The organism is Streptomyces sp. NRRL F-5650 (genome assembly GCF_000721365.1).
In the GTDB taxonomy this organism is placed as follows: domain Bacteria; phylum Actinomycetota; class Actinomycetes; order Streptomycetales; family Streptomycetaceae; genus Streptomyces; species Streptomyces ardesiacus.
On record NZ_JOGV01000002.1, the window covers coordinates 110,190 to 130,063 of the forward strand.

Below are 19,874 nucleotides of genomic sequence, written 5' to 3' on the forward strand. Positions count from 1 at the left end.
CGTGCAGCCGCGGTCCCCGGCTCAGGGGGCCGCGGCTGTGTCGTGGGGCGGCACGGCTCCGCCCCGTATCGTGGGAACCGTTCCCCGCCCGCCCCTCCTCACCGGCCCGTCCCGTCCAGAAAGGCCCGCAGCCCCCATGGTGCAGATCAAGAACCCCGAGCAGATCGCCAAGATGCGCGAGGCGGGGCTGGTCGTCGCCGCCATCCACGCGGCCACCCGCGAGGCGGCCGTCCCCGGTGCGACCACCAAGGACCTGGACCAGGTCGCCCGCAAGGTCCTCGCGGAGCACGGCGCCAAGCCGAACTTCCTCGGCTACGGCGGCTTCCCCGCCACGATCTGCACCTCGGTGAACGAGGTCGTCGTGCACGGCATCCCCTCCGACGACGTGGTCCTCAAGGACGGCGACGTCATCTCCATCGACTGCGGCGCGATCATCGACGGCTGGCACGGCGACGCCGCCTACACGGCCTTCGTCGGCTCCGGCCACTCCCCGGAGCTGGTCGAGCTGTCCCGGGTGACCGAGGAGTCCATGTGGGCGGGGATCGCGGCCATGAAGCAGGGCAACCGCCTGGTGGACGTCTCCCGCGCCATCGAGACGTACATCCGCCGCCAGCCCAAGCCCGGCGGCGGCAAGTACGGCATCATCGAGGACTACGGCGGCCACGGCATCGGCACCGAGATGCACATGGACCCGCACCTGCTGAACTACGTCGACCGCAAGCGCGGCAAGGGCCCCAAGCTCGTCCCCGGCTTCTGCCTCGCCATCGAGCCGATGGTCTCCCTCGGCACCCCCCGCACCGAGGTCCTGTCCGACGACTGGACCGTGATCACCACCGACGGCACCTGGTCCTCGCACTGGGAGCACTCGGTGGCTCTGACCGAGCAGGGGCCGTTGGTGCTGACGGCTCCGGACGGTGGCCGGGCGAAGCTGGCGGAGCTGGGGATCACGGCGGCGCCGGACCCGCTGGCGTGACTCGGGCCCGGGCCGTGTCCGCCGGTCGGAGGCCGGCGCAGCCGCTCGAAGCTTGTGAGGCGCCCCTGGCGCCGAGCCCGCGAGAGGGGCGTGGGGGATTGGTCGAGTGGACGGTGATCACCACCGACGGCACTGGTCCTCGCACTGGGAGCACTCGGTGGCTCTGACCGAGCAGGGGCCGTTGGTGCTGACGGTTCCGGACGGTGGCCGGGCGAAGCCGGCGGAGCTGGGGATCACGGCGGCGCCGGACCCGCTCGCATAACGATCTCGCATCCGGGGCAGACTTCCTCGTTTCGCCTTTCCGGGGTCGCTGACGTAGACTGACTCGTCGGCTCACGTGTGCCTGCATGTCTTGCGGCGTGTCGCACACGGAAGCCGATCAAGGTAGTCGATTCGAAGGGCGAAGCGTGGCCAAGAAGCAAGGTGCCATCGAGATCGAGGGCACTGTCGTCGAGTCTCTTCCGAACGCCATGTTCAAGGTCGAGCTCCAGAACGGCCACCAGGTCCTGGCACACATCAGCGGCAAGATGCGCATGCACTACATCCGCATCCTCCCTGACGACCGGGTCGTGGTGGAGCTGTCTCCGTACGACCTGACGCGTGGCCGGATCGTCTACCGGTACAAGTAGATCTTGCCCACGTCCCGCGTGCCCCGCGCGCGGGTCCGCCGGCAACTGACCCGGAGAACCTCACACCCATGAAGGTCAAGCCGAGCGTCAAGAAGATCTGCGACAAGTGCAGGGTGATCCGCCGTCACGGCCGGGTCATGGTCATCTGCGACAACCCGCGCCACAAGCAGCGCCAGGGCTGACGCCTGACCGTTCCCTCCGCGATTCGCATGACTTCGCGCGACGCGAGCTGAATATGTTCATACGCAGGGCCCGGGCGAGCGATCGCCTGACACCCCCGGTTCGGAGGCCGGGGACCCAGTTCGTACCTGGTACGGCGGCTGGGAGCCGGTCCTGTGGAAGACCTCCGACAATCAACTGGAGCCATTGAATGGCACGCGTTTCCGGTGTTGACATCCCGCGCGAAAAGCGCGTGGAGATCGCCCTCACCTACGTGTTCGGCATCGGCCGGACCCTCTCGCAGCAGACGCTCGCGGCGACCGGCGTGGACCCGAACACCCGTGTTCGGGACCTCTCCGAGGAGCAGCTCGTCGCGATCCGCGAGTACGTCGACAACAACATCAAGACCGAGGGTGACCTCCGTCGCGAGATCCAGGCCGACATCCGCCGCAAGGTCGAGATCGGTACCTACCAGGGTCTCCGTCACCGTCGCGGTCTGCCCGTCCGCGGTCAGCGCACCAGCACCAACGCTCGCACCCGCAAGGGCCCGCGTCGCGCCATCGCCGGCAAGAAGAAGCCGGGCAAGAAGTAGTCCGCAGCGGACTCGCCGTCCAGCGGTCTTCGCTGTAGGACCGACCACCTCCCGTAGGAGAACGACATGCCCCCCAAGGGACGTCAGGGCGCGACCAAGAAGGTGCGCCGCAAGGAAAAGAAGAACGTCGCTCACGGCCACGCGCACATCAAGAGCACGTTCAACAACACGATCGTGTCCATCACGGACCCGACCGGCAACGTGATCTCCTGGGCCTCCGCCGGCCACGTCGGCTTCAAGGGCTCCCGGAAGTCCACGCCGTTCGCCGCGCAGATGGCCGCCGAGTCGGCCGCCCGCCGCGCGCAGGAGCACGGCATGCGCAAGGTCGACGTGTTCGTCAAGGGCCCGGGTTCCGGTCGTGAGACCGCGATCCGCTCCCTGCAGGCGACCGGCCTCGAGGTCGGCTCCATCCAGGACGTCACGCCCACCCCGCACAACGGCTGCCGTCCGCCGAAGCGTCGTCGCGTCTGATCTCGCTTCAGCGCTTCACCAGGGTTTCCGGGCGGTACGGCTCCATCGGGCCGTATCGCCCGTACCCTTGCAGTACTAGTCGGGCGTCAAATAGCGGGCGCCCCTGACTGAAGGATCACCACATGCTGATCGCTCAGCGTCCCTCGTTGACCGAAGAGGTCGTCGACGAGTTCCGCTCCCGGTTCGTCATCGAGCCGCTGGAGCCGGGCTTCGGCTACACCCTCGGCAACTCCCTCCGCCGGACCCTCCTGTCCTCGATCCCGGGTGCGGCAGTCACGTCGATCCGTATCGACGGTGTCCTGCACGAGTTCACCACCGTGCCGGGCGTCAAGGAGGACGTCACCGACCTGATCCTCAACATCAAGCAGCTCGTGGTCTCCTCGGAGCACGACGAGCCGGTCGTGATGTACCTGCGCAAGCAGGGCCCGGGTCTGGTCACCGCCGCCGACATCGCGCCCCCGGCCGGTGTCGAGGTGCACAACCCCGACCTCGTCCTGGCCACGCTCAACGCCAAGGGCAAGCTGGAGATGGAGCTGACCGTCGAGCGCGGTCGCGGCTACGTCTCCGCCGTGCAGAACAAGCAGGTCGGTCAGGAGATCGGGCGCATCCCGGTCGACTCGATCTACTCGCCGGTCCTCAAGGTCACGTACAAGGTCGAGGCCACGCGTGTCGAGCAGCGCACCGACTTCGACAAGCTGATCGTCGACGTCGAGACCAAGCAGGCGATGCGTCCCCGCGACGCCATGGCCTCCGCGGGCAAGACGCTGGTCGAGCTGTTCGGTCTCGCCCGCGAGCTGAACATCGACGCCGAGGGCATCGACATGGGTCCGTCGCCGACGGACGCCGCGCTCGCCGCGGACCTGGCTCTTCCGATCGAGGAGCTGGAGCTGACCGTCCGGTCGTACAACTGCCTCAAGCGCGAGGGCATCCACTCCGTGGGTGAGCTGGTCGCGCGCTCCGAGGCGGACCTGCTCGACATCCGCAACTTCGGTGCGAAGTCGATCGACGAGGTCAAGGCCAAGCTCGCGGGTATGGGGCTGGCGCTGAAGGACTCGCCTCCCGGCTTCGACCCGACCGCCGCCGCCGACGCGTTCGGTGCGGACGACGACGCGGACGCGGGCTTCGTCGAGACCGAGCAGTACTGAGAGCTCGGGTTCGACGGTTCGTTTTCGACTGCCGGCCGGTTGTGGCCGGTCGCGCAGTTCCCCGTGCCCCATGGGGGCGCGGGGTCTCCGACAGGCGGCCGCCTGCTCGGATACTGACCCCGGTACCTGATACGGCCGGGGCAGACACCTAGGAGAAACACCATGCCGAAGCCCACCAAGGGTGCCCGTCTGGGCGGCAGCGCCGCGCACGAGAAGCTCCTCCTCGCCAACCTGGCGAAGAGCCTCTTCGAGCACGGCCGCATCACCACCACCGAGGCGAAGGCGCGCAAGCTGCGTCCGTACGCCGAGCGTCTGGTCACCAAGGCGAAGAAGGGCGACCTTCACAACCGCCGTCAGGTGCTCCAGGTGATCACGGACAAGAGCGTCGTCCACACGCTCTTCACCGAGATCGGCCCGCGCTACGAGAACCGTCCCGGTGGCTACACCCGGATCACCAAGATCGGCAACCGCCGTGGCGACAACGCGCCCATGGCCGTCATCGAGCTGGTCGAGGCGCTGACCGTGGCGCAGCAGGCCACCGGTGAGGCCGAGGCCGCGACGAAGCGTGCCGCCAAGGACGCGGAGGGCTCCGCGGAGGCTTCCGAGGCCAAGGTCGACACGACCAAGGCCGACGACGAGGCCGCGGCCGAGGAGTCCAAGGACGCGTAAGCGTCTGCCGGGGCTGTGCGACTGCGGCTGCGGCCTTCGTCGTGGCTTGTCGCGCAGTTCCCCGCGCCCCTTGAGGGTGTTTGCGGGTCCGTTCCTTCCGAGGGGCGGGCCCGCTTTCGTGTGGGTGAGAGGATCGCTGGGTGAGTGACGAAGTAGAGGCCGGGTTCGTCCGGGTGCGGCTGGATCTCTCCTACGACGGGGCCGGGTTCTCCGGGTGGGCCAAGCAGGCCGGGGGCAGGCGGACCGTGCAGGGGGAGGTCGAGGACGCGCTGCGGACGGTCACCCGGTCGCGGGAGACGTACGAGCTGACCGTGGCGGGGCGCACCGACGCCGGTGTGCACGCGCGGGGGCAGGTGGCGCACGTCGATCTGCCGCGCGAGGTGTGGGCCGGGCATCGCGAGAAGCTGCTCAAGCGGCTCGCCGGGCGGCTGCCCAGGGACGTGCGGGTGTGGGCGCTCAGGGAAGCGCCGAGCGGCTTCAACGCGCGGTTCTCCGCGGTGTGGCGGCGCTACGCCTACCGGGTCACCGACAACCCCGGCGGCGTCGACCCGCTGCTGCGCGGACACGTGCTGTGGCACGACTGGCCCCTCGACGTGGACGCCATGAACGAGGCCGCCCGCGGACTGCTGGGCGAGCACGACTTCGCGGCCTACTGCAAGAAGCGCGAGGGGGCCACCACCATCCGGACGCTGCAGGAGCTGAGTCTGGTGCGGGGCGAGGACGGGATCGTCACCGCGACCGTGCGGGCCGACGCCTTCTGCCACAACATGGTGCGCTCGCTGATCGGGGCGCTGCTGTTCGTCGGCGACGGGCACCGCGGGCCCGACTGGCCGGCGAAGGTGCTGGCCGCGGGCGTACGGGACTCCGCCGTGCACGTCGTACGGCCGCACGGGCTGACGCTGGAGGAGGTCGGCTACCCGGCCGACGAGCTGCTGGCGGCCCGGAACAGGGAAGCGCGCAACAAGCGGTCGTTGCCCGGCGGCGGCTGCTGCTGAGGGGGGAGCGTCAGCCCTGCGCCGCCGCCGACGCCTGGGCCTCGCCGCGGCGGCGGATCTGCCGGAAGGCGAACTCGGCCAGGTCGTCACCGGCCCGGAAGACGCCGGTGGACTTCTCCGTGACGTCCTTGCCGTCCGTGAAACCGGCGACGGTGAAGTAGGCGTAACGGCCGTAGGAGTTGGTGGTGGAGCGGCAGACGGCGCCGGTGCAGAAGGACTTGACGCCGCCGCCGGACAGCGAGCGCACGATGCTCTTCTTGTCGGCTTCCTTCTTCGCCTTCTCGGCCTGGGCCTCGGTGTCGAAGACGGCCACGCCGACCGTCACGGCGGTGCCGCCCTGGGTGTAGGTGACGCGGATCAGGCGCGTGCACGCGTTGGCGTCGAGGACCTTCGGCAGGGTGCCCTGGGCGGCGGAGCCGCAGGTGCGGGTGTCGGCCGTCGGGCCCTTCTTGTACACCGTCTCGCCCATGGTGAGCTGGGTGCCGGGGAACAGCAGGTCCGGGCCGAGCGGGGCCTTGTCCTTCTTGGCGCTGGAGACGAAGTCCTTCGGGTCCAGCGGCGGCGGGGCGCTGGTCGGGGCGAAGGACGGCTGGGTGGCCGTGGCGCTCGGTATGTCCGCCGTCGACGGGAGCTGCGAGGAGGGGCTGTCGGAGGCCTGGCCGGAGCCGTTCGCCGAGACGACGGCCACGGCGACGGCCCCGGCTATCGCCGCGGTGGCCAGCGCGCCGCCGCCGATGAACAGCAGCTTGCGCCGCTTGGCCCGGGCCTCGGAGGCCTCGGCGAGGGCGGCCCAGTCCGGCGTGCCGTCACCGTTCCCGCTGTTCCAGGGCTGCTGCGACTGCTGCTGCGGCTGCTGCTGCGATTGCGGTGTCCAGGGATCCCACTGCGACTGAGGTCCCCCCTGCCCAAAGCTCATGGGCGGCATCTTAGACGGGCCGATGGGCGTGCTGGTGCGGGCACTTGGGGGCTCCAGGCCCTAGCGTTCCGTGCATGCGGACGGGCAAAAGCGACATCTCCGGGTGGTTGGTGCGGCCGGCGGGAGGGCACCTGTGGGCGGTGCTCGTGACGGTGCTGGCGGCCTCGGCCGCGCACGCGGCGCGGGTCGTACCGGGCGGCGGGATGGACAACGCGATCGTCGTACGGGCCGCCCGCACCTGGCTGGCCGGCGGCTCCCCGTACGACGATCCGCACTTCCTCTACCTGCCGAGCGCCGTGCTGGCCGCCGTGCCGCAGGCGGTGCTGCCCGGGGCGGTGCTGCGGGTGCTGGTGCCGTGCGCGGTGACCGTCCTGCTGGCGCTGGCCTGGGCCTGCGCGCTGCTCCTGCACCGGGTGCCGCTCGGCAGCCGGCTCGCGGCCCTCGGGCTGACCGGGCTGGCGCTGGGCTTCGCGCCGTTCGGGCACCTGGTGCTGCTCGGCAACTGGACCGTGACGGCGACGGTGGCGCTGCCGCTGGCCCTGCTGCTGGCGAGCCGGGGGCGCTGGACGGGCGCGGGGGCCGTCATCGGGGCGGCCGTGGCGCTCAAGCCGCTGCTCGCGCCGGTCGTCCTGCTCTTCCTCTTCGCCGGGCGCCGGCGGGCGCTGGCGGCGGCCGTCCTGGTGCCCGCGCTGGCCTCCGGGGCGGCGGCGCTGGCGATGCCCGACCCGGCGGGCTTCTTCACCCGCACCCTGCCCTTCCTGCTGCACGGCGACGACGGCTTCGTACGGCTCTACGAGGCGTCCCCGGCGGCCGTGCTGCCCCGGCTCGGGGTGCCGTCGGCGCTCGCCCAGGGGCTGGCGGTGGTGGCGGCCTGCGCCGGGGTGCTGTGCGCGTACCGGCGCTGGCGGCGGGCCGACCCCGGACCGCTGCGGCTCGCGGAGACCGGCGCGGGGCTGATGCTCTCGGCCTTCCTCGTCTCCCGGCCGTCCTACGACCACTACCTCCTGGTCGCCCTGCCGCTGCTGCTCGCCGGGCTGCCCTGCGCCGGGTCGGTGGCCCGCGGGGCGTGGTTCTGGATCGCGCTGGTGCCCCAGGTGCCCGGGCTGACCTGGCCCTGGCTGGAGTCGGAGCGGCGCCGGGCCTTCCGGGACGCGTTCACGCTGTGCGTCCTGGCGGTGACGGTGGCCCGGCAGTCCCTGACCGGCCCGCGGGGCGCCGGGGAGCGCGTGCCGCCGGGGCGGGCGCCGGAGCCGGAGCGTGCCCCGGCGGCACCGTTTTGACCGGCCCGGCGGGGCCCGGGTATCCTTCCCAGTCGTATGTGTATTGGCTTGCTCATTCTCACGTGAGGGGCCCTTACACCGGTCCACCGGGACCGATGACCAGCGACCTGCACGCGGTTTGCGTCACCGCGGTGCGGTCAGGGCTGTCGTGATCGTCTTCGGTGACCATGTCAGGACCACTCACTGAAGAAGCGAAGGCTACGAACCGTGCGTACGTACAGCCCCAAGCCCGGCGATGTGACGCGCCAGTGGCACGTCATCGACGCTCAGGACGTCGTCCTGGGTCGTCTCGCCACCACCGCCGCCACCCTGCTGCGCGGCAAGCACAAGCCGATCTACGCGCCGCACGTCGACGCTGGTGACTTCGTCATCATCATCAACGCCGACAAGGTGCACCTGTCCGGCAACAAGCGGACCCAGAAGATGGCGTACCGCCACTCCGGCTACCCGGGCGGTCTGCGCTCCGTGCGCTACGACGAGCTCCTGGACAAGAACCCGGAGAAGGCCGTCGAGAAGGCCGTCAAGGGCATGCTCCCGAAGAACTCCCTGGGCCGTCAGATGCTCTCGAAGCTGAAGGTCTACAAGGGTGACCAGCACCCGCACGGCGCGCAGCAGCCGCAGCCGTTCGAGATCACCCAGGTCGCGCAGTAAGTCCGGCCACCCCCAAGACTGAAGAGAATCTGAGGAGCATCGTGGCCGAGACCACTGCCGAGCAGCCGCTCGAAGAGCTTGACATCGACAGCTACACCACCGAGTCCGAGGTCCCCGTCGAGGGCGAGTACACCTCGGAGTCCCTGGCCTCCGCGTTCGGCGAGCCCCAGCCGGCCGCCGGCCTGGGCCGCCGCAAGAACGCCATCGCCCGTGTCCGGATCGTCCCGGGCACCGGCAAGTGGAAGATCAACGGCCGCACCCTCGAGGACTACTTCCCGAACAAGGTGCACCAGCAGGAAGTCAACGAGCCCTTCAAGGTGCTCGAGCTGGAAGGCCGTTACGACGTCATCGCCCGCATCGCCGGTGGCGGTGTCTCCGGCCAGGCCGGTGCGCTCCGTCTCGGTGTCGCCCGCGCCCTGAACGAGGCCGACGTCGACAACAACCGCGGCCCGCTCAAGAAGGCCGGCTTCCTGACCCGTGACGACCGCGCGGTCGAGCGGAAGAAGGCCGGTCTGAAGAAGGCCCGCAAGGCTCCGCAGTACAGCAAGCGCTAAGCCGTACCGGCTGGTCCGGCTGTACTCCGAACGCCCCGGCGGCACGCCACTGTGCTGCCGGGGCATTCGTTTATCCCTGCCGTTGGGCGTATAACGGCACAAGACGTTCTAAGGCTTATGTGATCGATGGTCGGGTGCTGTACGCCCGGGCCTTCGGGAGCCGACTGCGTGGGCCGGTGCGTGGGCCGCATCATCGCCAGCCGCTTCCGGAATTGACGTTTCCTCAGGAGGACAAGTGGGACGACTCTTCGGCACGGACGGCGTGCGCGGCGTCGCCAACGCGGATCTGACGGCCGAGCTGGCGCTGGGCCTCTCCGTCGCCGCGGCGCACGTACTGGCCGAGGCGGGCACCTTCGCCGGGCACCGGGCGACCGCGGTGGTCGGCCGGGATCCGCGCGCCTCCGGGGAGTTCCTGGAGGCCGCGGTGGTCGCGGGCCTGGCCAGCGCCGGCGTGGACGTGCTGCGGGTCGGCGTGCTGCCGACGCCCGCGGTCGCCCACCTCACCGGCGCACTCGGCGCCGACCTCGGCGTGATGCTCTCCGCGAGCCACAACGCCATGCCCGACAACGGCATCAAGTTCTTCGCCCGCGGCGGCCACAAGCTCGCCGACGAGCTGGAGGACCGTATCGAGGCCGTCTACGCCGAGCACCGCACCGGTGCCCCCTGGGACCGCCCGACCGGCGCCGGCGTCGGCCGCGTCCGCGACTACGACGAGGGGCTCGACCAGTACGTCGCCCACCTCGTCGGCGTCCTGCCCAACCGCCTGGACGGGCTGAAGATCGTCCTGGACGAGGCGCACGGCGCGGCCTCCCGGGTCTCGCCGGAGGCGTTCGCGCGGGCCGGTGCCGAGCTGGTCACCATCGGCGCGGTGCCCGACGGCCTCAACATCAACGACGGCTGCGGCTCCACCCACCTGGACCTGCTCAAGGCCGCCGTCGTCGAGCACGGCGCCGACCTCGGCATCGCCCACGACGGCGACGCGGACCGCTGCCTGGCCGTGGACCACACCGGTGCGGAGGTCGACGGCGACCAGATCCTCGCCGTGCTCGCACTCGCGATGCGGGAGCGGGAGGCGCTGCGCTCGGACACCGTCGTCGCGACGGTCATGTCCAACCTGGGCTTCAAGCTCGCCATGGAGCGCGAGGGCATCCGGTTCGTGGCGACCTCGGTCGGCGACCGGTACGTCCTGGAGGAGATGAAGGAGCACGGCTACGCCCTGGGCGGCGAGCAGTCCGGGCACGTCATCATCCTCGACCACGCCACCACCGGCGACGGCACCCTGACGGGCCTGATGCTGGCGGCGCGGGTCGCACAGACCGGCCGTACGCTGCGGGACCTCGCGTCGGTGATGGAGCGGCTGCCGCAGGTGCTGGTGAACGTGCCGGACGTGGACAAGTCGCGGGTGACCAGCTCGGCCGAGCTGGCCACGGCGGTGGCCGAGGCGGAGCGGGAGCTCGGGAGCACCGGGCGGGTGCTGCTGCGTCCCTCGGGGACGGAGCCTCTTGTGCGGGTGATGGTGGAGGCGGCGGACATCGAGCAGGCCCGGGCTGTTGCGGGGCGGTTGGCGGATTCGGTGAAGTCGGCGCTCGGTTAGTTCCCGGGGCCGGGATCGGGGCGGGGTCGGTGTGATGCGGGCCGCGGGCCGCGGGTTCGTCGTGGCCGGCCGCGCCCGCGCGGCGGAGCCGCAGACCGGCAGAGCCCCGCGCCCCTAGGTCGGCCTGCTCATCCGGCCTCGTTGGGTCGACCAGAGTGCCTTCTGCGCCAGCAGGGTCAGGGTCCCGGCGACCACGATGCCCGCCAGGTTGAGGACGAGCTGCTCGGTGGAGCCCACCGTCTGTTTCATGTCGCCGAAGCTCAGGGCCACGGCCGCGTTCGCGGCGGCCGGGACCGTGGTGACCGAGATGGCGACGCCCACCAGGGCGCCGGACTTCGCCGAGGTCAGGGAGAGCGTGCCCGCGATGCCGGCCAGGATCGCCACCACGAAGGAGAAGGCGTCCGGGGCGTAGACGAAGCCGGTGTTCGGCCGGTCGCCCTCCAGCCGGCCCTCGCTGAACAGGCCGAACGCGTCCATGATCCAACTGAAGCCCACCGTCACCGCCATCGCCGCCGCGAAGCCCACCACCAGCGCGGTCAGCGACCGCAGGGCGAGGCGCGGGGCCCGCTGGACGATCGCCGTGCAGATGCCGGCGAGGGGGCCGAACTCCGGGCCGACCGCCATCGCGCCCACGATCAGGATCGCGTTGTCGAGGACCACACCGCAGGCCGCGATCATCGTGGCCAGGGTGATGAAGGCGACGTAGGTGATGGAGAGGGTCGACTCCTCGTGGGTCGCCTCCTCCAACTGCTCCCACAACACGGCGTCGGCGGCCTCGCCGGGCGCGTCCCGCTCGGCCTGGTCGGCGCGGGAGGACAGCGACAGGTCGATGTTCTCGGCGGTGATGGCGCCGCAGTCGGGGATGTCCAACGCCCGCAGGCGGCTGATGAGTTCGTCGCCCGCCTCACGGGCCACGTCGCACATGACGACGTCGCCCTCCGGCTCGCGGGCGGCACCCGGCAGGACCACGAGGTGGGTGGTGCCGACCGTCCGGTCGATCAGACGCACCACCTCGTCGGTCCGGTCGGCCGGGGTGATCAGGCGCAGATGCAGCATCCGGTATTTCTACAGGCCGCGGACGGCGGGCGTCACAACTTGCGCAGGCTCAGGCGTTGCACCTTGTGGTCGGGGCCCTTGCGCAGGACCAGGGTGGCACGGCCGCGGGTGGGAGCCACGTTCTCCACCAGGTTGGGCTTGTTGATGGTGCGCCAGGTGGTGCGGGCGTAGTCGAGGGCCTCCTCCTCCGAGACCTGCGTGTACTTGCGGAAGTACGAGGAGGGGTTCTGGAAGGCGGTGGCGCGCAGTTTGCGGAAGCGGTTGAGGTACCAGCGCTCGATGTCCTCGGTGCGCGCGTCGACGTACACGCTGAAGTCGAAGTAGTCGGCCAGGCCGACCCTGGTGCGGCCGTCCTTGCCGGGCAGGGCGGGCTGGAGCACGTTGAGGCCCTCGACGATCAGGATGTCGGGGCGGCGGACGACGAGCCGCTGGTCCGGGACGATGTCGTAGATCAGGTGGGAGTAGACCGGCGCGGTCACCTCGGCCTTGCCCGCCTTGATGTCGGCGACGAACCGGGTCAGCGCCCGGCGGTCGTACGACTCGGGGAAACCCTTCCGCGACATCAGGCCCCGCGCCTCCAGCTCCCGGGTGGGCAGCAGGAAGCCGTCGGTCGTCACCAGTTCCACGCGCGGGTGCTCGGGCCAGCGCGACAGCAGCGCCTGGAGCAGGCGGGCGACCGTGGACTTGCCCACCGCCACCGAACCGGCGACCCCTATGACGAAGGGGGTGCCGGACTGGGAGCCCTGCTCGCCGAGGAAGGTGTTGAGCGCGCCGCGCAGGCCGTCGGTGGCGCCGACGTAGAGGTTGAGCAGCCGGGAGAGCGGGAGGTAGATGTCCCGCACCTCGTCGAGGTCGATGACGTCGCCGAGGCCGCGCAGCTTCTCGACCTCCTCGGCGGTCAGCGGCAGCGGCGTCTTGTCACGCAACGCGCTCCACTCGGGACGGGTGAGGTCGACGTAGGGAGTCGCCTCCGGCCGATGCCGGTGGGCGCTCCGGGGAATCGAGGGGACCGGAGAGATCACAGTCCATTGTTAACGGAGTACGAACGGGGCGGCAGGTGGGCTGTGTCACGTAGCCCGGTCCGGCGAGGTCGGTGAGCCCTGACGGCCCGTCGGAGACCGACGAGGTCACGGGCGGGTTTCGGTGGCTTGTTTTCGATCGTACGTGCGATTGTCGTGGGTATCGTGCGGACAAAGCCGACCGGATTCCCACGCCGGTCGTGACGCGATGCGTCAGACTCCGACGCGACGTCTCCCGGTGCAATCGCCTCCCCCTCGTGCATCCCGACGAAAGAGTGCCCACGTGAGTCCGACCGCTGTCCGCCGTACCGCCCTCGCCGCCTCGGCCGCCGTTCTGGCCCTGCTCGCCACCGCGTGCGGCGGATCCTCCGACGACGACGGCGCGGTCGGCGACGGCGGGGCGAAGGCGGAGCAGTCCGCTCCGGCGGCCGACGACGGGCGGTCCGCCCCGGCGGGCGGCGCGCCGACCGCCGCCGACCTGGAGAAGGCCGCCCTCGCACCGGCCGACGTCAAGAACGGCGAGGTCACCACGAAGGTCCCGGCGAAGGACGACGTCGCCAAGGACCAGGTCTCGGCGGACGACGCGGCCTGTCTGCCCCTCGCCCTCGCCCAGTCCGCGGTGGCCCAGGGCGAGCCGGCGGCGAGTGTGAAGCGTTCCTGGCAGGGGCAGACGGAGGCGCCCTCCGAGAGTAAGGGCCCGGACGGTCAGGACATGACCACCGTCAACGTCGACAAGATCATGCTGAACCTCGCCTCCTACCCGGGCGACGGCGCCGAGCAGGCGCTGAAGGGGTTGGGCACCGCCGCCGAGAAGTGCTCCGGCGGCTTCGTCGCGACGGCGGGCGGCGACAAGCTGAAGATCACCGAGGTCGGCACGGCCACCGCCCCCGAGGGCGGGGACGAGGCGGTCGCCGTCAACCTCGGCGTGGACGTCGGCAAGGACGCCGACGGGCTGATGAAGCTGGTCGTGGTCCGCAAGGGCGCCACCCTCGTCACCTTCAGCGCCGTCAACCTCTCCTCGATGATGACCGGCGCGGAGTTCGAGGTCCCCGCGCAGGTCGTCGACGCGCAGGTCGCCAAGCTCGGCTGACCCCGGGCGACCGGCGGACGGCGTTCGTACCCCGGTGGGAATTTCCGAATTCGGGCACAGGAAGCCCCTTTTCGGATCGCTTCGCGGCCGATCTTGCTCGTAGGCTGCCGCCTATGTGCGGAATCGTGGGATACGTAGGGCCTCAGTCGGCACTCGACGTCGTGATGGCCGGACTGAAGCGGCTCGAGTACCGGGGGTACGACTCGGCGGGTGTCGCCGTGCTCGCGGACGGCGGTCTGGCCACCGCCAGGCGGGCCGGCAAGCTCGTCAACCTCGACAAGGAACTGTCCGAACACCCGCTGCCGTCCGCCGCCACCGGCATCGGCCACACCCGCTGGGCCACCCACGGCGGGCCCACCGACGCCAACGCCCACCCGCACCTCGACAACGCGGGCCGGGTCGCCGTCGTCCACAACGGCATCATCGAGAACTTCGCGCCGCTGCGGGCCGAGCTGGAGGAGCGCGGCCACGCGCTGGGCTCGGAGACCGACACCGAGGTCGTCGCCCACCTGCTCGCCGAGGAGTACTCGTCCTGCGCCGACCTCGCCGAGGCGATGCGGCTGGTGTGCCGGCGGCTGGAGGGCGCGTTCACGCTGGTCGCGGTGCACGCGGACGCGCCGGACGTGGTGGTGGGCGCCCGCCGCAACTCGCCGCTCGTGGTGGGGGTGGGGGAGGGCGAGTACTTCCTCGCCTCGGACGTCGCGGCCTTCATCGCGCACACCCGCGACGCCGTCGAGCTGGGCCAGGACCAGGTCGTGGAGCTGAGCCGGGACGGCGTGCGCGTCACCGGCTTCGACGGCGCCCCGGCGGACGTCCGCTCGTACCACGTCGACTGGGACGCCTCGGCCGCCGAGAAGGCCGGTTACGCCTCCTTCATGCTCAAGGAGATCGCCGAGCAGCCCAAGGCCGTCGCCGACACCCTCCTCGGCCGCATCGACGGCTCCGGCACGCTGAGCCTGGACGAGGTCCGCATCCCCGCCGCCGTGCTCCGCGAGGTCGACAAGGTCGTCGTCGTCGCCTGCGGCACGGCCTTCCACGCCGGACTGATCGCCAAGTACGCCATCGAGCACTGGACGCGGATCCCCTGCGAGGTGGAGCTGGCCAGCGAGTTCCGCTACCGCGACCCGATCCTCGACCAGCGGACCCTGGTCGTCGCGATCTCCCAGTCCGGCGAGACCATGGACACCCTCATGGCCCTGCGCCACGCCCGCGAACAGGGCGCCCGGGTCCTCGCCATCTGCAACACCAACGGCTCGACGATCCCCCGCGAGTCCGACGCCGTGCTCTACACCCACGCCGGCCCCGAGGTCGCCGTCGCCTCCACCAAGGCCTTCCTCACCCAGCTCGTCGCCTGCTACCTGGTCGCCCTCTACCTGGGCCAGGTGCGCGGCACCAAGTACGGCGACGAGATCCGCGACGTCGTCCGCGACCTGTCCGGCATCTCCGGCGCGGTCGAACGGGTGCTGGGGACCATGGACCCCGTACGGGAACTGGCCCGCTCCCTCGCGCACAAGAACACGGTGCTCTTCCTCGGCCGGCACGTCGGCCACCCCGTCGCCCTCGAAGGCGCCCTCAAGCTGAAGGAGCTGGCGTACATGCACGCCGAGGGGTTCGCGGCGGGCGAGCTGAAGCACGGGCCGATCGCGCTGATCGAGGACGACCTGCCGGTCGTGGTCGTGGTGCCGTCCCCGCGCGGCCGGTCGGTCCTGCACGACAAGATCGTGTCCAACATCCAGGAGATCCGCGCCCGCGGCGCCCGCACCATCGTCGTCGCCGAGGAGGGCGACGAGGCGGTCGTCCCCTACGCCGACCACCTCGTCCGCGTCCCGGCCACCCCGACCCTGCTCCAGCCGCTGGTGGCGACGGTGCCGCTGCAGGTCTTCGCCTGCGAACTGGCGACCGCCCGGGGCAACGAGGTGGACCAGCCGCGCAACCTCGCGAAGTCCGTGACGGTGGAGTAGCCCGGGTTCCGGGTCCCGGGTCTGGGTCCCGGGTTCTGGGTTGCGGATCGCGGGTTCCGGGTCCCGGATCGCGGTCGAGCAGCCCGCGTCCGGAGCCCGGGTCACCGCCCCCGCACGTCCCGCCAGGCCCGCGGGACCGCCTCCGCCACGTCGTGCGCGCCCGCCGGTGCGCCCCGTGCCGCGAAGCGGCCCGCGAGGCCGTGGAGGTACGCGCCCACGCTGCCCGCGTCCACCGCCGACAGGCCCGCCGCCAGCAGCGAACCCGCCAGGCCGGACAGCACGTCCCCGCTCCCGGCCGTGGCGAGCCACGAGGTCCCCGTCGCGTTGACCCGGACCGGGCCGCCCCGCGCGTCGGCCACCAGCGTCGTCGAGCCCTTCAGCAGAACCGTCGCCCCGTACCGCGCCGCCAGCTCCCGCACCGCCGCCAGCCGCGCACCCTCGACCTCCTCCCGGCCCACCCCGAGCAGCGCCGCCGCCTCCCCGGCGTGCGGGGTCATCAGCGTCGGTGCCCTGCGCGCCCGTACGGCGTCGGCGTCGGCCAGCCTGAGGCCGTCCGCGTCGATCAGCACCGGGACCTCGGCCGCCAGCACCTGGGCCACCGTCGCCGCGTCGTCGCCGGCGCCCGGCCCGACCACCCACGCCTGCACCCGCCCCGCCCGCTCCGGACCCCGGTCGGAGACCAGCGTCTCGGGGAAGCGGGCGATCACCGCGTCCCCCGCCGGACCGACGTACCGCACGGCTCCGGCCCCGCCCCGCAGGGCGCCCGAGACGGCCAGGACGGCCGCGCCGGGATAGCGGGCCGAGCCGGCCGCGACGCCCACGACCCCGCGCCGGTACTTGTCGCTCTCGGCGCCCGGTACCGGCAGCAGCCGGGCCACGTCCGCGTGCTGCAACGCCTCCAGCTCCGCCGCCTCGGCGGGCAGCGGCAGGCCGATGTCCACCAGGCGCACCGACCCGGCGTACTCCCGCCCGGGATCGATCAGCAGCCCCGGCTTGTGCGCCCCGAACGTCACCGTCAGGTCGGCCCGCACCGCGTCCCCCCGCACCCGGCCGGTGTCCGCGTCGATCCCGCTCGGCAGGTCGACGGCGACCACCGCCGCCCGGGAGCGCGCGGCCGCGTCCGCCAGCGGCACGGCCTCCTCGCGCAGCCCGCCGGTGCCGCCGATCCCGACGATGCCGTCGAGGACCAGGTCGGCCCCCGCGATCCGGTCCGCCGCCGCGTCCGGCTCCGCGCCGGCCGCCAGCGTCCGTCCGCCCGCCCGCCGCAGCGCCGCCAGCCCGCCGCCGTGCGCCCGCTCCGGCGCCAGCAGCACCGCCGTCACGCCCGCGCCCCGCCTGGCCAGCCGCGCGCCCGCGTACAGGGCGTCGCCGCCGTTGTCGCCGCTGCCGACCAGCAGCACCACCCGGCTGCCGTAGACCCGCCCGGCCACCCGGCCCAGCACCTCGGCGCAGGCGGCGGCCAGTCCGGCCGCCGCCCGTTGCATCAGCGCCCCCTCCGGCAGCCGTGCCATCAGCTCCCGTTCGGCGTTCCTGACCGTCTCCACGCTGTACGCAGTCCGCATGCCGTCGAGTCTTCCCCCTGTGCCCGGAACACGCACGGCCCGCCGCTCCCCGGAATCCACGACGGCGGACGGATGGGGGACAGTGGACCCATGAGCGGCCAAGACGACCAGACGGCACAGGTGATGGCCTCGCTCGGGGCCCGCCTGCGCGCCATCCGGCAGGCCCGCGGGCTCACCCTGGCCCGGCTCGCCGCCGTCACCGGCATCTCCGTGAGCACCCTGTCCCGGCTGGAGTCCGGGCAGCGCGAGCCGGGGCTGCGGCACCTGCTGCCGCTCGCCCGGGCGCACCGGCTGCCCCTGGACGAACTCGTCGGCTCGCGCACCGGGGACCCCCGCGTCCACCCCCGCCCCTTCACCCGGCACGGGCAGACCTGGGTCCCGCTCACCCGGAACCCCAACGACGGGCTGCACGCCTACAAGCAGATCCTCCCCGCCCCGGCCGCTCCGGGGAACGCGGGGACACCGCGACCGGAGCAGGGGTCGCACGAGGGCCACGAATGGCTCTACGTCCTGTCCGGCAAGCTGCTCCTCGCCCTCGGCGAGCACGACCTCGTCCTGACGGCCGGGCAGACGGCCGAGTTCGACACCCGCGTCCCGCACGGCATCGCCAACGCGGGCGACGGGCCCGTCGAGTGGCTCGCCCTCTACGGCGCGCAGGGTGAGCGCATGCACATCAGGGTCCGGCCGACCGCCGACGCGGTGTCCGACCCGCCTTGACCGCCGGCGCCCTTGCCTGACGTTGAGACCCTCGCCCCGTCGAGACTCCCGACCGACGTCGAGCCCCCCGACAGCGAGACTCCTGACCTCTGCGGCCCTGACCGTCGGCAGTCGGCACCTCCCGACCGTCGGCATCCCCGGACGTCGGCATCCCCGCCGTCGGCGTCAGCCCTCCGCGATCACCACCGCCGACGCGATCCCCGCGTCGTGGCTCAGCGACACGTGCCACGACGCCACGCCCAGTTCCGCCGCCCGCGCCGCCACCGTCCCCGTCACCCGCAGCCGGGGCCGCCCGCTGTCCTCGACGTACACCTCCGCGTCCGTCCACAGCAGCCCCGCCGGTGCGCCCAGTGCCTTGGCCAGCGCCTCCTTCGCCGCGAAACGGGCGGCGAGCGAGGCGACACCCCGGCGCCCGCCGCCCGGCAGCAGCAGCTCGCTCTCCAGGAACAGCCGCCCGGCCAGGGCCGGTGTGCGCTCCAGCGACGCCCCGAACCGCTCGACCTCGGCCACGTCGATCCCGACCCCGATGATGCTCATGCCGGGAACCCTAGCCATCCCCGGGCGGCGCCGGGCGGGGGCGGCCCCGTGCTCTGAGAGACTGGGGGAACGATGAGCGAGACAACTGCTCGGCCGGACGCGGACGCGGTCCTGCGCGCCCGGGCCGAGATCGACCTGACCGCCCTGCGGGCCAACGTCCGCGCCCTGCGCGAACGGGCCCCCGGGGCGGCTCTCATGGCCGTCGTCAAGGCGGACGCCTACGGCCACGGCGCGATCCCCTGCGCCCGCGCCGCCGTCGAGGCCGGCGCGACCTGGCTCGGCACGGCCACCCCGCAGGAGGCCCTCGCCCTGCGGTCGGCGGCGGCAGGGCTGCCGGACGACGTACGCATCATGTGCTGGCTGTGGACGCCCGGCGGACCCTGGCGGGAGGCGGTCGAGGCCCGTCTCGACGTGTCGGTGAGCGCCATGTGGGCCATGGAGGAGGTCGTCGCGGCGGCCCGGGCCGCCGCGGTGCCCGCCCGCGTGCAGCTCAAGGCCGACACCGGTCTCGGGCGCAACGGCTGTCAGCCCGGCGCCGACTGGGAGGAACTGGTCGCGGCCGCGCTGCGGGCCGAGGCGGAGGGGCTGCTGCGGGTCACCGGGCTCTGGTCCCACTTCGCCTGCGCCGACGAACCCGGCCACCCCTCCATCGCCGCCCAGCTCACCCGCTTCCGGGAGATGACGGCCCAGGCCGAGCGGCAGGGCCTGCGCCCCGAGGTACGGCACATCGCCAACTCGCCGGCCACCCTCACCCTGCCCGACACCCACTTCGACCTCGTACGCCCCGGCATCGCGACGTACGGCGTCTCGCCCAGCCCCGAGATCGGCACCCCCGCCGACTTCGGGCTGCGCCCCGTGATGACGCTGGCCGCCTCCCTGGCTCTGGTCAAGCAGGTCCCCGGTGGCCACGGCGTCAGCTACGGGCACCACTACACCACCCCCGGCGAGACGACCCTCGGCCTCGTCCCGCTCGGTTACGCGGACGGCATCCCGCGCCACGCCTCCTCCGCGGGCCCGGTCCTGGTCGACGGCAAGTGGCGCACGGTCGCGGGGCGGATCGCGATGGACCAGTTCGTCGTCGACCTGGGCGGGGACCGGCCCGGCCCCGGCGCCGAGGCCGTGCTGTTCGGCCCCGGCGACCGCGGCGAGCCCACCGCCGAGGACTGGGCCCAGGCGGCGGGCACGATCGCGTACGAGATCGTCACCCGGATCGGCAGCCGCGTCCCGCGCGTCTACGTCAACGAGTGACGGGTCGCGGCGACCGCACGTCCAGGTGAAACGGCGTTCGGCGGCGGGCAGGCGCA

The 19,874-nt window shown here is 72.2% G+C and carries 21 protein-coding genes; 16 read left to right on the forward strand and 5 right to left on the reverse strand.

What is annotated here, in order from left to right:
* Nucleotides 1–136: 136 nt before the first annotated feature.
* From map to truA, 8 genes are all read left to right on the forward strand, one after another.
* Nucleotides 137–973, forward strand: coding sequence for a type I methionyl aminopeptidase (gene map, locus IG88_RS0103465; RefSeq protein WP_031034786.1), 837 nt, complete (start codon nucleotides 137–139; stop codon nucleotides 971–973).
* Nucleotides 974–1,380: 407 nt separating this feature from the next.
* On the forward strand, nucleotides 1,381–1,602 hold the full coding sequence (gene infA, locus IG88_RS0103475) for a translation initiation factor IF-1 (RefSeq protein WP_003948620.1): 222 nt from the start codon (nucleotides 1,381–1,383) through the stop codon (nucleotides 1,600–1,602).
* Nucleotides 1,603–1,670: 68 nt separating this feature from the next.
* Entirely contained in the window at nucleotides 1,671–1,784 is a 114-nt protein-coding gene (gene rpmJ / locus IG88_RS0103480) for a 50S ribosomal protein L36 (protein ID WP_003974245.1), read from the forward strand.
* A 188-nt stretch (nucleotides 1,785–1,972) separates the two neighbouring features.
* Entirely contained in the window at nucleotides 1,973–2,353 is a 381-nt protein-coding gene (gene rpsM, locus IG88_RS0103485; protein ID WP_004984507.1) for a 30S ribosomal protein S13, read from the forward strand.
* A gap of 66 nt (nucleotides 2,354–2,419) precedes the next feature.
* A complete protein-coding gene (gene rpsK / locus IG88_RS0103490) occupies nucleotides 2,420–2,824 on the forward strand; it encodes a 30S ribosomal protein S11 (RefSeq protein WP_007443997.1) in 405 nt (134 codons plus the stop codon).
* Between the two features lie 122 nt (nucleotides 2,825–2,946).
* Nucleotides 2,947–3,969, forward strand: a complete 1,023-nt coding sequence (locus IG88_RS0103495) for a DNA-directed RNA polymerase subunit alpha (protein WP_004946635.1) — start codon at nucleotides 2,947–2,949, stop codon at nucleotides 3,967–3,969.
* 162 nt (nucleotides 3,970–4,131) lie between these two features.
* Entirely contained in the window at nucleotides 4,132–4,638 is a 507-nt protein-coding gene (gene rplQ, locus IG88_RS0103500) for a 50S ribosomal protein L17 (RefSeq protein WP_030400233.1), read from the forward strand.
* Nucleotides 4,639–4,778: 140 nt separating this feature from the next.
* A complete protein-coding gene (truA, locus tag IG88_RS0103505; protein ID WP_031034789.1) occupies nucleotides 4,779–5,633 on the forward strand; it encodes a tRNA pseudouridine(38-40) synthase TruA in 855 nt (284 codons plus the stop codon).
* Between the two features lie 10 nt (nucleotides 5,634–5,643).
* Here the strand turns inward: truA and IG88_RS0103510 are convergent, their stop codons facing one another.
* On the reverse strand, nucleotides 5,644–6,549 hold the full coding sequence (locus IG88_RS0103510; RefSeq protein WP_031034791.1) for a hypothetical protein: 906 nt from the start codon (nucleotides 6,547–6,549) through the stop codon (nucleotides 5,644–5,646).
* 74 nt (nucleotides 6,550–6,623) lie between these two features.
* Between IG88_RS0103510 and IG88_RS0103515 the strand changes: the two genes are divergently transcribed.
* The 4 genes from IG88_RS0103515 (at nucleotide 6,624) to glmM (ending at nucleotide 10,628) form a co-directional block, all read left to right on the forward strand.
* On the forward strand, nucleotides 6,624–7,829 hold the full coding sequence (locus tag IG88_RS0103515; protein WP_199807415.1) for a glycosyltransferase 87 family protein: 1,206 nt from the start codon (nucleotides 6,624–6,626) through the stop codon (nucleotides 7,827–7,829).
* A gap of 207 nt (nucleotides 7,830–8,036) precedes the next feature.
* Nucleotides 8,037–8,480 carry a 50S ribosomal protein L13 gene (gene rplM / locus IG88_RS0103520; protein WP_031034795.1) on the forward strand — a complete coding sequence of 148 codons (444 nt, stop codon included), beginning with the start codon at nucleotides 8,037–8,039 and terminating at the stop codon, nucleotides 8,478–8,480.
* 41 nt (nucleotides 8,481–8,521) lie between these two features.
* Nucleotides 8,522–9,034, forward strand: a complete 513-nt coding sequence (gene rpsI, locus IG88_RS0103525) for a 30S ribosomal protein S9 (RefSeq protein ID WP_030400237.1) — start codon at nucleotides 8,522–8,524, stop codon at nucleotides 9,032–9,034.
* A gap of 235 nt (nucleotides 9,035–9,269) precedes the next feature.
* Nucleotides 9,270–10,628 (forward strand): phosphoglucosamine mutase, encoded by a 1,359-nt coding sequence (glmM, locus tag IG88_RS0103530; RefSeq protein ID WP_031034797.1) that lies wholly within the window; start codon nucleotides 9,270–9,272, stop codon nucleotides 10,626–10,628.
* Nucleotides 10,629–10,742: 114 nt separating this feature from the next.
* Here glmM and IG88_RS0103535 read toward each other — a convergent pair whose 3' ends face one another.
* On the reverse strand, nucleotides 10,743–11,684 hold the full coding sequence (locus IG88_RS0103535) for a DUF389 domain-containing protein (protein WP_031034799.1): 942 nt from the start codon (nucleotides 11,682–11,684) through the stop codon (nucleotides 10,743–10,745).
* Between the two features lie 32 nt (nucleotides 11,685–11,716).
* Nucleotides 11,717–12,706 (reverse strand): type I pantothenate kinase, encoded by a 990-nt coding sequence (gene coaA, locus IG88_RS0103540; RefSeq protein WP_031034802.1) that lies wholly within the window; start codon nucleotides 12,704–12,706, stop codon nucleotides 11,717–11,719.
* 280 nt (nucleotides 12,707–12,986) lie between these two features.
* Here coaA and IG88_RS0103545 point away from each other — a divergent pair, with 280 nt between their 5' ends.
* Nucleotides 12,987–13,793: a hypothetical protein gene (locus tag IG88_RS0103545; protein ID WP_031034805.1), complete on the forward strand. Its 807-nt coding sequence runs from the start codon at nucleotides 12,987–12,989 to the stop codon at nucleotides 13,791–13,793.
* A 113-nt stretch (nucleotides 13,794–13,906) separates the two neighbouring features.
* Complete coding sequence (gene glmS / locus IG88_RS0103550; RefSeq protein ID WP_031034807.1) at nucleotides 13,907–15,754, forward strand: glutamine--fructose-6-phosphate transaminase (isomerizing); 1,848 nt, start codon at nucleotides 13,907–13,909, stop codon at nucleotides 15,752–15,754.
* Nucleotides 15,755–15,855: 101 nt separating this feature from the next.
* On the opposite strand, the gene IG88_RS0103555 is transcribed toward glmS, so the two are convergent.
* Nucleotides 15,856–17,316 carry a bifunctional ADP-dependent NAD(P)H-hydrate dehydratase/NAD(P)H-hydrate epimerase gene (locus IG88_RS0103555; protein WP_031034809.1) on the reverse strand — a complete coding sequence of 487 codons (1,461 nt, stop codon included), beginning with the start codon at nucleotides 17,314–17,316 and terminating at the stop codon, nucleotides 15,856–15,858.
* Between the two features lie 90 nt (nucleotides 17,317–17,406).
* On the opposite strand from IG88_RS0103555, the gene IG88_RS0103560 reads away from it, so the two are divergent.
* Complete coding sequence (locus IG88_RS0103560; RefSeq protein ID WP_031034811.1) at nucleotides 17,407–18,033, forward strand: helix-turn-helix domain-containing protein; 627 nt, start codon at nucleotides 17,407–17,409, stop codon at nucleotides 18,031–18,033.
* 165 nt (nucleotides 18,034–18,198) lie between these two features.
* On the opposite strand, the gene IG88_RS0103565 is transcribed toward IG88_RS0103560, so the two are convergent.
* Nucleotides 18,199–18,570, reverse strand: a complete 372-nt coding sequence (locus IG88_RS0103565) for a holo-ACP synthase (RefSeq protein ID WP_030400245.1) — start codon at nucleotides 18,568–18,570, stop codon at nucleotides 18,199–18,201.
* Between the two features lie 72 nt (nucleotides 18,571–18,642).
* On the opposite strand from IG88_RS0103565, the gene alr reads away from it, so the two are divergent.
* The gene (alr, locus tag IG88_RS0103570) at nucleotides 18,643–19,818 is read left to right on the forward strand and encodes an alanine racemase (protein ID WP_031034813.1); all 1,176 of its coding nucleotides are present in this window, start codon (nucleotides 18,643–18,645) and stop codon (nucleotides 19,816–19,818) included.
* Nucleotides 19,819–19,874 lie beyond the last annotated feature (56 nt).